Annotated in this window: 8 protein-coding genes; 3 read left to right on the forward strand and 5 right to left on the reverse strand. The window is 63.0% G+C overall.

Annotated elements, in window-relative coordinates; translation table 11 throughout:
* Nucleotides 1-145 precede the first annotated feature (145 nt).
* Nucleotides 146-1,045, reverse strand: coding sequence for an SUMF1/EgtB/PvdO family nonheme iron enzyme (locus L858_RS0112595; protein WP_028056080.1), 900 nt, complete (start codon nt 1,043-1,045; stop codon nt 146-148).
* Nucleotides 1,042-2,769, reverse strand: coding sequence for an arylsulfatase (locus L858_RS0112600; RefSeq protein WP_022683511.1), 1,728 nt, complete (start codon nt 2,767-2,769; stop codon nt 1,042-1,044). Before L858_RS0112600 ends, L858_RS0112595 begins: the two co-directional genes overlap by 4 nt.
* Before the next feature lie 182 nt (nt 2,770-2,951).
* Here L858_RS0112600 and L858_RS0112605 point away from each other — a divergent pair, with 182 nt between their 5' ends.
* A complete protein-coding gene (locus tag L858_RS0112605; protein ID WP_022683512.1) occupies nt 2,952-5,327 on the forward strand; it encodes a TonB-dependent receptor in 2,376 nt (791 codons plus the stop codon).
* 130 nt (nt 5,328-5,457) lie between these two features.
* The gene (locus tag L858_RS20055) at nt 5,458-6,489 is read left to right on the forward strand and encodes a fatty acid desaturase family protein (RefSeq protein ID WP_051132638.1); all 1,032 of its coding nucleotides are present in this window, start codon (nt 5,458-5,460) and stop codon (nt 6,487-6,489) included.
* Between the two features lie 68 nt (nt 6,490-6,557).
* On the opposite strand, the gene L858_RS0112615 is transcribed toward L858_RS20055, so the two are convergent.
* Nucleotides 6,558-7,901, reverse strand: coding sequence for an LLM class flavin-dependent oxidoreductase (locus L858_RS0112615; protein WP_022683514.1), 1,344 nt, complete (start codon nt 7,899-7,901; stop codon nt 6,558-6,560).
* 29 nt (nt 7,902-7,930) lie between these two features.
* Nucleotides 7,931-8,251, reverse strand: a complete 321-nt coding sequence (locus tag L858_RS20060; protein ID WP_051132631.1) for a RidA family protein — start codon at nt 8,249-8,251, stop codon at nt 7,931-7,933.
* 520 nt (nt 8,252-8,771) lie between these two features.
* Between L858_RS20060 and L858_RS0112625 the strand changes: the two genes are divergently transcribed.
* A complete protein-coding gene (locus L858_RS0112625) occupies nt 8,772-11,072 on the forward strand; it encodes a TonB-dependent receptor (RefSeq protein WP_022683515.1) in 2,301 nt (766 codons plus the stop codon).
* A 166-nt stretch (nt 11,073-11,238) separates the two neighbouring features.
* Here the strand turns inward: L858_RS0112625 and L858_RS0112630 are convergent, their stop codons facing one another.
* Nucleotides 11,239-12,207, reverse strand: a complete 969-nt coding sequence (locus L858_RS0112630; RefSeq protein WP_022683516.1) for a quinone oxidoreductase family protein — start codon at nt 12,205-12,207, stop codon at nt 11,239-11,241.
* Nucleotides 12,208-12,225: the final 18 nt, after the last annotated feature.

Consider the following 12,225-nt stretch of genomic DNA (forward strand, 5'->3'; position numbering starts at 1 on the left):
GGCGCGGCGGTAAAGCTGATTTTATTCGCGCCCGGTCAGCACCCCGGCGAGAAAATAGGCGACACGCCGCGCCGGCGGGTGATCCGGCGTGCCCGGAGAACCCGACATCATGGCCCCTCGTGAGGGGCGAACCGAGGCAAGGCGGTTACCGCCGAGCGGGAGAACCTCCCGCCGCGCTGATGGTCCTGAAGCCAATATGCGACGTACCAAGGTCCAGCTCCTGCGCCTGGAAAGCGGCCGGGCGGAAATTGGCGCAATAGTTCATCGCACAGAGATAGGAGCCGCCTTTGACGAGTCCGCTGCGGCCGCGCTGTTCGCTCGTCCATTCCCAGACATTGCCGACCATGTCGTGCAGGCCGAAGCTGTTGCCCTTGAAGCAGCCGACGGGCGCCAGTCCGGCATAGCCGTCCCGACCGGTGTCGCGAACCGGGAATACGCCCTGCCAGCTGTTCGCCGTCGGGTGGCCTTCGTCGTCATAGGCCCAACTGGCCGGAGGGCGGGAGGCTGCCTGATCGTCGCGCGCGGCGCGTTCCCATTGCGCTTCATCGGGCAGGGCAGCGCTAGCCCAGCGCGCATAGGCGGCGGCGTCCTCATGATCGACATGGATGACCGGCCAATCTTCACGCCCCTCGATGCTGCTGCCTGCGCCATCGGGATGCCGCCAGTCGGCCCCCTTGCGATAGCGCCACCAACTGGCGGCATTGTTGAGATCGACCGGCCCCGCCGGGGGCACGAAGATGGCGGAGCCGCCCTCCCGCTCCGCCGCGGTGCGGTATCCGGTGGCAGCGACGAAGGCTGCGAACTGCCGATTGGTAACCTCATGCCGGTCGATCCAGAAGGCGGCGACCGCGACCTTCCTGCCCGGCCGTCCTTCGCCATCCTCGCCCAGCAGCACGGTGCCAGCCGGAACCAGCACCCGGCCATCGCGAACGTCGCAGCCTGCGGCTTGCAGCGACGTGCTGCGGGGCGGCGGCGCTGCGCTCAACAGCGCAGCCCCGGCCGTGGCGATGAACGCCGCGCACGCGATCCGCCGCATCCGCCTCATTGCTGCGGCGCCGGGGCAGCGGGAAGAACGACGCCCTTTTCCCTGGCGTAGCTGTCCCAATCGGCGATCAGCTCGCGCAGCTTGACGGGCTCGCTTGGCGCCAGATCATGGGTCTCGGCTGGGTCCTTCGCGACGTTGAACAATTGCCAAGTGCCGTTGCCGACGCTCTTGCGCGGATAGGCGCTGCCAGATGCGGGCAGATAGACCGCCTTCCAGTCGCCCTTACGCAATGCCCGGCGGTAGAACAGTTCGGTCCCGACGGGCTCGCTCGATTGCCGGACCGCACCTTGGCTGCCGCTCAGCACCGGCACCAGACTGTGCCCCTGAAAGGGGAGGATGGGGCGGCCGGCAAAGCTGGCGGGCTGGGTCTGGCCGGCGAGGTCGAGCAGGGTCGGAGCGACGTCGGTGACACTGAGGAACGCGCTGGCGATCCGGCCGCCCGCAATATGCGGCCCGGCGGCAAAGGCGGTGACGCGGGTACCGCCCTCGGTCGGATAACCCTTGACCAGCCAGGATGGCGAGCTGTTCGCCTGTGCCCAGCCTGGCCCGTAGCCGAGATAGGATGTCGCCGCGCCGATATTCCCCAGGCTGTTGTCGATGCCCAGCTTCGCCGCGCCCTCGGGCTTCAGCGCGGCTTGATGCGGCGCGTCGATGGCATTCCCCTCCGGCCCATTGTCGGCGAGGAAGATGATGACGGTGTCGTCATATTTGCCGAGGCGCTTGAGCGTCGCGACGACGCGGCCGACATTCTCGTCCATGCGATCGACCATCGCCGCGTAGACTTCCATCTTGCGTGCTTCCACCGCTTTTTCCTGCGGGGTCAGCGATGCCCATGGCTTGACATCCACAAGTTCGTGAGGAGTGAGATCGGCGGGCACGAGGCCCAGTTCCTTCTGGCGCTTCAGCCGGGCTTCGCGCAGCGCTTCATAGCCCGCGTCATAGCGGCCCTTATATTTGGCGATGACTTCCGCCGGCGCCTGGATTGGCCAGTGCGGCGTCGAATAGGGCAGATAGGCGAAGAAGGGGCGCTTGTCCTTCGCGCCTTCCTCCAGGAAGCCGATCAGCCGGTCTGTGAAATAGTCCGCCGAAAAACGGCCCTTGGGATAGGACACGATCTTGCCATTGTCACGATAGGTCGGTGCCGCGTCGATCGCCTTCCACGCATGGGTCTGGTCCGCGCCGAAATGATTGCCGAGGCCCTGAAGCAGAGCATAGGAGCGCTCGAAACCGCGCGCCGCCGGCCCGCGTTCCGGGGTGAGCCCGAGATGCCATTTCCCCGCCATCAGTGTCCGGTACCCCCCCTCGTGCAACAGCTCGGCGATCGAGGCCACCCGGTCGTTGAGATAGCCTTCATAGCCCGGCTGCCCTGTTTGTCCGGGCTGAAGCGTTTCTGCCATGCTGCCAAGACCGGCCTGATGATTGTCGACGCCGCTCAGCAGCATCGACCGGGTTGGCGAGCAGGTCGGCGCTGTGTGGAAGCCGGTGAAGCGCACGCCAGCGGTCGCAATCGCATCCAGATTGGGCGTCGCAATCTCCCCGCCAAAGGAGCCAAGGTCCGACCAGCCAAGATCATCGGCGACGATGAGCAGAAAATTCGGCCGTTGTGCCGCAGGTGCAGGAGCGGGGCTGGGGCTTGTAGCCGGCGCCGCCTGAGCATGGCCCCCGCCGCCCCACGACAGTGCAGTGAAGCCAAGAAAAATAGCTGATTTCAGAAGTTTGTTCATCCCACCATCTCCAGAGCTGATTGGCACTTCAGTCGTGGCACCTAGGCCAGGAGGGGCAGGAATTCGAAGCAATCAATTGTCTATGACATCGATAGAAAAATTGTCTGGCGCAATGTCCAGCGTTTTCTCTAGTCAAGCGATTGAGAATAACTCAACTGTCCGGTCGCCGTGAAAGGGGTTTCATGACCAACCTGCGTTCTTCCTCGTCCCTCGCCCTTGCCGCTGCCCTCGCAGCGGCCCCACTCCCGCAAGCCCATGCGGCGGAAAACGCGGCTGCCGCTGTCGATGCCATCGATGACAGCGCCGCCATCATCGTCACTGCGCGGCGTCGTGATGAGAAGATCGAGGATGTTCCCGTCGCCGCCAACAGCTTCGGCGGGGAGCAACTGGCATCCACCCGCACCTATAACCTGCGCGATCTTCAGGCGCTCAGCCCCAGTCTGGTGGTGACAGTCACCAATCCGCGCAACACCAGCATCAATATTCGCGGCCTCGGCAACAATGTCTCGGTCTATAATGACGGGCTGGAGCCGGCCGTCGGCGTCTATATGGATCAGGTTTATCTAGCACGTCCGGGGCAGGCCGTGTTCGATCTTGCCGATGTCGAGCGGATCGAAGTGCTGCGCGGACCGCAGGGCACGCTGTTCGGCAAGAATACGTCCGCCGGCGCCGTCGTCATCACCACCAAGTCGCCCACGTTCCAACCTGAATTTGGGGGCGACGTCACCTATGGCAATCATGACTTTCGCCAGCTGCACGCTTATGCGAGCGGCGCGCTGATCGAAGACAAGCTGGCCGCGCGTCTCTATGTGTCGAAGACGGACCGGGACGGCTATGTCACCAACCGCTTCGACAATGGCAAGACCCAAGATTATCATGATTTCGGGCTGCGCGGGCAGCTGCTCTACACGCCGACCGACAATTTCAAGCTGCGCGTGATCGGCGACTATGGCTTCCAGAAGCAGCAAACGGCTGCGGCGGTGCTCACCGGGGTTATCCGCAGCTATGATAATGGCACCAACTTCGCCAACAACTATACCGACCGTGTGACCCGGCTGGGCGTGCCGGTCGTGACAGAGGCGCCGGGCGAACGCATCGTCGATGTGAATGGCAACCCCCGCTACAAGATGCGGCAGGGCGGGGTGGCCGCGATTGCCGACCTGACGCTGCCGGGGAACAGCCTGACGTCCGTCACGTCCTGGCGGCGCTGGGACTGGTATCCGCATAATGATGGCGACGGGACGCGGCTCGATGCGGGCCGGGACTTCCACCAGAGCAACAACCAGCAGCAATTCAGCCAGGAATTGCGCATCGCGTCGGAGGGCGAGCGCAAGGTCGACTACATCGCGGGCCTCTATTATCTGTGGCAATCGATCAAGGCCGAAGCGCTGAACGCCTATGGCTCGGACGCGGCGCGCTGGTTCCTCGCGCCCAGCACGGACCCGGCGGTTGGTGCGGCGGCGCTCAACAATTACACGGTACTCAGCCACTCCCGGCCGGTGACGAACAGCTATGCGGCGTTCGGCCAGACGATCTGGCACATCACGCCGACCATCGACCTCACCACGGGCCTGCGCTACACCTATGAAACCAAGACCGGCTGGTTCGACCAGGTGGCGACCGGTGCCAGCCTGGCTGGCCTGACCACCGCGCAGCAGGCCGCTGCCCAGGCGATCCGGGGCCGCTATGGCGTTGCCAATTTTTATGAAGCGAAGACCAAGGAAGGCCGGCTTTCGGGCCAGGCGACGCTGTCGTGGAAGGTGACGCCCGATGCGCTGCTCTATGCGACATACGGCCGGGGCAACAAGTTCGGCGGCCTCAACCTCGCCAACATCATCACCACCGGCCAATTCGCCGTCGATCCGGTAATCAAGCCTGAGACGATCGATAGCTATGAACTGGGACTCAAGACGAGCTGGCTGGGCGGCAAGCTGACTGCCAATCTCGCCGGCTTCTGGACCGACGTCAGCGACTATCAGACGACGATCGTCGATACCGCGCCTGATCGCAACAATATCTCCTACTTCACCAATGTTGGCAAGGTACGCACCCGCGGCGTCGAGGCGGACCTGCGCGCCAGCCCTGCGCCATGGCTCTCGCTCTACGGCTCGGGCAGCTACACCAACGCCAAATATGTGAGCTATGACACGGCGCCGTGCCCGATCGAAACCATCGGGGCGACATTCTGCAACCTGTCGGGCGGCCGGCTGCCGGGCGTTTCCAAATGGGCTTTCTCGGCCGGCGGCGAGGCGAAGGCGGCGATCGGCAGAACGCTGGGGCAGGAAGCGGAGATCTATGCCGGCGCCGACTATAGCTACCGCTCCAACTTCTACACCACGGCCAGCCTCTCGCGCTATTCGCTGATCCCCGGCTACAGCCTGCTCAACGCCCGCATTGGCGTGCGGGCGCTCGACGGGAGCGTGGATGTCCAATTGTGGGGCCGCAACCTCTTCAACAAGGACTATTATCAGAGTCTATCAGCCGCCAACACGGGCGCGATTACCGGCACGCTGGGCGATCCGCGTACCTATGGCGTGACGCTTCGGACACGCTTCTGACGTTCGATTAGCGGAAGGTTGCGCCCCGGGTCGCCCTTACGGACGCGGCACGGAGCGTAACTCTTGACGCCGCAAGGCGCCGATCATAGCGTCCCCGCGCGATTGGTGAGGCATTCGGAGTCAATTGTTCATGGGAGACATCGCGGAGGAGCGTGCACCCGGATATCGCTATTCGCGACGTGGTACGCTGGCGCTGGTCCGCGAACTTTCCGTTATCGACAATCGCCGTAACGCGCTGCTGCTCATCCTGCAGTGGGCCATCATGATCGGCGCCGGCGCGCTCGCGATCCATGTCGATCGGGTGCCGGTATATCTGCTCGCCGGCCTTGTCATCGGATCGCGCATTCAGTGCCTGGCGGTGATGATGCACGACGCGTGTCATGGCATGCTGTTCAGCAATCGCCGCGTGAATGACTGGATGGGGGACCTGTTCGTAGCTTTTCCGCTCGGCTTCAGCATCCATCTGTACCGCGCCAATCACATGGTTCACCACCGCCATACCAACACGCTGCGCGACCGCGACTATCGCGTTCAGCAGAGGGACCCCGACCAGCATTTTCCGAAAAGCCCGGCTGCCATGGCCTGGCTGCTGGTCCGCAGCGTGACCGGGCTCAATTTCTACCGCATGGCGCGGGACAGCCGCATCTGGGCACCCTTCGCCAATTTCCATAACCCCGGGCGCTTCGGCTTCGATTACCGCCTGGGGCTGCGCGTCCGATATGTGGTCTGGGCTCTGCTGTTCTACGGGCTGATCCTGGTGTCGCCCTGGCGCTGGCAGATATTGGGGCTTCTCCTGATCCCGCAATTCATCTGGGCCAATGTCTTCAATCGCATCCGCGCGATCGCCGAGCATAATGGCGTCGCGGACGAGCGGGAACTGAACGGCACACGCACCATCATCCCCACATTGCTGGACCGGTTCCTGATCGCGCCCTTCAATGTCAGCTATCATCTGGAACATCATCTGTTCCCCTCCGTGCCCTGGCAAAATCTGCGCCGGCTGCATGTGCATCTGATGACCACCGATCCGGCTTATGCAGCGGACGCGCATATCACGCGCGGCTATTGGGGCGTGATCCGGGAACTGATGCCAAGGGCAGCAGCGGGTGAAGAAGAAGCGCCGAAAAAAATGCCGCCCCATCACGCTGCCGAAGGGGCATAGCGGCGCGATTGTGGGGCGGCAGTTCGCAGGCGGACCGCCGGTTCAGGGCCGTCCGGCAGGAAAGCTGCTCATTCAGCGGCGATGGCGGGAAGCTCGCGAGCGTAGCGGTTTTCGGGCACCGGCAGGCCGAGATGGCTACGCAGCGTCGTTCCTTCATAGTCAGTGCGGAACAGCCCCCGCTGCTGAAGGATCGGCACGACCTTCTCCCGGAACAGGCGGAAGTCGGCCGGACGCGTGACGCGCAACAGGAAGCCGTCGGCGGCTCGCCCATCGAACCAGCGCTGGATTTCATTAGCGATCGTTTCCGGCGATCCGACGAAATCCGAACGCCATTGGCCGAAGCGATAGGCGGCTTCGCGCAACGTCAGCCGGTCCTGCCTGGCGATACGAATGATCCGTTCGGCCTGGCCCTTGTAGCTGTTGAGCGTGACGCCTGACAGGTCGGGGAAGGGCGCATCCAGATCATATTGCGAAAAGTCGTGATAGTTGAACGCGCGACCGATCTGGAGCAGCAGCTTTTTAATGTCCAGTGCGTCCTGTGCCGCCTCTGCGATGGCATGGGCTTCGTCGTCCGTCTCGGCGATGATGGGAACGAGGCCCGGCAGCACCTTGATCTGGTCCGGATTGCGGCCCAGCGCTGCCGCGCGCGCCTTCACATCGGCATAATAGGCGCGGCCGGTTTCGAAATCCTGAGCGCTGGCGAACGCGCCCTCCGCGATGGCAGCGCCCAGGTTGCGGCCTTCATTGCTGTCGCCAGCCTGGAAAATGACGGGCTGTCCCTGCGCTGAGCGGCTGAGTGCCAGCGGCCCCGCGACGGAGAAATGCTCCCCCTGATGGTCCAGCCGGTGCTGCTTGCTCTTGTCGAGGAATATGCCTGATTTCCGGTCACGCGGGAAAGCGTCATCCTCATAGCTGTCCCAGAGGCCCCGCACGACATCCACGAACTCGCGGGCGCGGCCGTAGCGCAGCTTATGGTCGAAATGCTCTTCCCGCCCATAGTTGCGGGCGGCGCCTTCGAGGCCTGTGGTGACAACATTCCACCCGGCGCGGCCGCGGCTGATCTGGTCGAGCGACCCGAACTGCCGCGCAACATTATAGGGTTCCCAGTAGGAGGTGGTGAGCGTGCCGACCAACCCGATATGCGATGTGGTGGCTGCCACCGCCGAAAGCAGCGTCAGGGGTTCCAGCCGGTTCAGAAAATGCGGAGCGGTGTCGGACGTGATATAGGGTGAATCGACGAGGAAGACGAGGTCGAACTTGGCCGCTTCAGCGGCGCGGGCCTGCTCGATATACCAACTGATGTCGATGCTGGCATCGCCCGGCAGATCGGGGTCCAGCCAAGTCTGATGATCGGCGCCGACCCCTTCGAGAATGGCGCCAAGATGCAGTTGTCGCTTTGCCGTCCCTGCCATTGTCCGATCCTTTCGATGATGGGTTGAACTTAGGCGAAGGGCCGGGCGGCGACCAACGAGGCCTTCTCATAGGCTGTTTGATACTGCTGAACGGTCAGGACCGGGGCGGCTCGCTCTCCGGACCTTCGCCGCCACCGCCTCGATCTCGACCAGGAAAGGCGGGAAGCCTGCACTATGGAGCGCGCGACCTTATTGGGCGGGGCATCTGTTCCGAAGAACTGGGCATAGACTTCCGAAAAGCCTTTGAAATCCTGCTTGCCGCCCAGCTTGGGGTCGCCGACGAGGAACACGGTCAGCTTGATGACGTCCTTGAGACTATAGCGCTGCGCTGCCAGAAAGGGTTCGATCATGCGGAAGATGCCGATGGTCTGAGTCCGGGTGTCGCCATAGGCCCCCGGACTCGCTGACCGTGCGGTCCGTCCGACGGGTTCCCGTCACGACGATGGGATCGCGCGCAGCTCCGATTGCGGCGTCATTCACGGGCAAGCCCTGCGCCTGCGAATGCTGGCCGAGCGCCATCGCCATCAGGGCCACACCGGCCCTGATCCCAATCGTAATCGACTGCATGTTTCCCCGCTGGCTTCTCCTATCTATAGAGATGCGACAATCCGGCGCATGCCGCGTTCCGGCTGTCATGAATATCTACTAATTATGAGGGCCATGCCGGCAATCGAGTATTTCTCATATCAGCAGCAGCCTCCGATCATATGGGGAAGAGAATGGACTCATCACCGGAAATTTCGGAGATGGAATTTATCTCTATGTCGTTGATGACAATTGGATATGAGATCAAACAATATATCGACAATCATTGTCATTGTTCACGACATCATGATCTGAGCTAGTCAGACCTCCGAACAGGGGGACATCATGATATCCACAGACACCGATCGCTCGACTGCCCGCCGCCCGTTGCTGAAAGGCGGGGTCGCACTCCTTGCCCTCTGCGCGACGATCCAGGCGGCACAGGCGAGTGACGCTGCCGCGGATGCATCCGCCGATACCACGGCCGAGATCTTCGTGACCGCGTCGCGGCGTGAGGAGAGCATTCAGAAAACGCCGATCGCCGTCACCGCGATCGGCGCGGACGGCATCCAGCAGCAGGGCATCTCGACCTTCCGCGATCTGTCGGGGCGCGTGCCCGGCCTGCTCGCGCCCAAGCGGTCGACCGCCTATACGACGCAAACTTACTCGATCCGCGGCATTGGAGAGATCGATACCTATCCCGAACCATCGGTCGCGGTTTATGTCGATGACGTCTATCTGGCCCGCACCGTGGGCTCGCTCTACGACACGCCGGACCTTGAACGGGTGGAGGTGCTGCGCGGACCACAGGGTACGCTCTACGGCCGCAATTCCAGTGCCGGCGCGATCCGCTTCATCACCAAAGACCCGACGGCCGAACATAATCTCTACGTCAGCGCCACTTATGGCAGCTTCGACAACCTTGACCTGAAGGCGCGGGTCACCGGCGCGATACTGCCCGACGACAAGCTGAACGCCGCCTTCTCCATCATCCGTCACACGCGCGACGGGTGGCAATATAGCGTGCCGCTCAACCGTGACGTCAACGACCTCGACCTCACCATCCTGCGGGGTAAGCTGAAGTCGCAGCTGACCCATCGGCTGACGGTGACGCTGAGCGGCGACGCGATGTTCGACCGGTCGAGCCAGAGCTACTATACGCCCGTCAACCAGCCGGACGGACAGACCGGCACCGGCCGCAAGACCGATCCCGACCTCACCTGGTCCGACACGCTGCCCTATAACGCCACGAACGCTTATGGCGGCTCGCTGACGCTGCAATATGAGATCGACGATCACCTCGTCGCCAAGTCGATGACCGCCTATCGCGGGATCGATGGTCCGATCTATTATGACAATGACGGTGTCACCGCCATCAAGAGCGATAGCCATGCGAGCTTTCGCCAGTGGCAGAAAACCCAGGAATTCAACCTTAACGGCGAGTTTGATCGCCTGAACTTCGTCCTTGGCCTCTATTATTTTCAGGAATGGTTCCACAATCACCGCCTCAGCCAGTCGGCCGGGGCCACGGTCGATAATATCGGGACGGTGACGCATACCAATAATTGGCTGCGCACCACCAGCTATTCCGCCTACGGTCAGCTCAACTACAAGGCGACGGACGCGCTGACGCTGACGATCGGCGGCCGCTGGACTACGGACAGGCGCAAGTTCCGCAACATCGGTCAGCAGGGGACACGCTGGGGGCTGCATGATCCGCAGGAATGGGGATATGATCCCGATGCCTTCTTCCGCCTCTATCCGACGGGCACATCGGCCAGCAGCAGCTTCACCAGCTTCGACGTGACTGCCAAACCCAAAAGCTTTTCCAGCTTCACGCCGAAATTTGGCCTGCAGGTGGAATGGTCGCCGCAGATCTTCCAATATCTCTCCTGGTCGCAAGGCTTCAAGTCGGGCGGCTACGACCTGCGCACTAACACGGTCGCGGGCAGCCAGACACCCTACAAGCCGCAACTGCTCACCACATATGAGATCGGGCTGAAAACGCGCCTGTTCGGCGATCTGCTGACGGCGAACCTTGCGGTCTTCTACAATGACATCAAGGATTTCCAGGTGCGCGCCACCAGCACGGCGGCGCAGGGTATCGTGACCAACCAGCTCATCAACGCGGGCAAGGCGGCGAGTTGGGGCGGGGAGCTGGAATTGGCGACATCGCCGGCGGAGGGGCTGAACCTCAGCAGCAGCATTTCCTATCTGAAGACCCGATATCGCACTTTCACCGCGACGCTGCCTCCCAATGTGGCCGGACGAACGACACTGGTCGGACTGGAATTCCCGCTGTCGCCCAAATGGCAAGTCGCCGGCTCCGCCAATTACCGCCTGCCGCTGGCAGCGGACGGCGCCTGGCGGATCGGCGTGGACGCGCAATATGAATCGCGGCGGTTCGTCGATCTCTACAATACGGCGCAGACTGCGGTGCCCGGTCAGACGTTCGTCAATGGGACGATCAACTACACGACGCAGGATGAAAGCCTGACGACGGGCATAAAGGTCAGCAACATCTTCGACCTGCGGCGGGGGCAGGCGGGCGGCTATTCGCCGACCAATGCCGGCCTCTACCCGACCTACTATCGGGCTTATAACGAGCCGCGGATGATCAATGTGTTCATCAACAAGAATTTCTAGATGATCGCCGCTCCCCTATCCCATTTCACCCGATAGCGCTGACCTGAAGCGAGCGGAGCGCGGCGGAATTGATCCGTTCGGCGACCGTGATCAGCCGCGTCGAGAGTCGAGCCGTGAAATTTTCTCGCTCCGCTGCGTTCCGGGATCGATCAGTAGCGGCGCCTGGCTAGAAGAGGATCACCGGTCGGCCCCGAACGCCGCCCGCCTCGAGCAGGCGCTGGGCATCGGCGACACGCTCGGCCGGAAACTCCGCGGCCACGAGCGGCGTGATGTGTCCCGCGGTCACAAGCGCCCGCAGTTCCTCCAGCCAGTCCGTCCGTTCGAGCACATCGGGCACCATCACCGGCTTGATGGCTATGCCGCGTTCCGCGTCGGGACCGTTCCAGCCCCTGACGGGAATGTAGATGCCACCGTCGCGGATCGCGGGGAAAGATGTTTCGGCCAGGAGCGCGGTGTCGAGCAGCATATCGACACCCTCGGGCACTGCTTGGCGAACGGACGCGGTGAAGCCCTGCCCGCGTTCCACCACCACATCCGCGCCATAGCCGCGAACAAGATCGAAGTCGGAGATCTTGGCATCGGCTACCACGCGCAGCCCGCGCAGCTTCGCGATGACGATCGTGAGATAGGCGAGCCAGCCCGCACCGCCCGTCACGGCAAGCGTCTGTCCGGGAGAGCGCGCGGCGATTTCGAGTGCATAGAGGGCGGTCAGGCCGTTCATGGGAATGGTCGCGGCCTGGGCGAATGAGATGCCCGTCGGAGCGCGGACTGCAGAAGCGGCAGGAATGACGATGAAGCTAGCCTGCGCCCCACCTTCAGGGCGCATCGGCGAAACAGTGGCCATCACAGCGTCGCCAACTGCGAGATGATTGACGCCCGAGCCCACCGACTCGACTGTGCCAGCGGCGTCCATTCCCGGAGTGAGCGGCGGGGGCAAACGGCTGGCGCGGTTAGAACTGCGCAGCAATATGTCCGTCGGGCTCGACGCCGCAGCGGCGACCCTGATGCGGACCTCGCCCGGCTCAGGCGGCCGGACTGCCCGGTCGGCGAGGGAGACTACTTCATAGCCGCCGGGACCAGAATAGGTGACGGCCCGGGCGATGACGGTTCCGATGGGATCAGGCTTTTGAGACATGGAGATCGGCTCCTCGAA

It is taken from the genome of Sphingobium bisphenolivorans (genome assembly GCF_000412635.1).
GTDB lineage: Bacteria > Pseudomonadota > Alphaproteobacteria > Sphingomonadales > Sphingomonadaceae > Sphingobium > Sphingobium bisphenolivorans.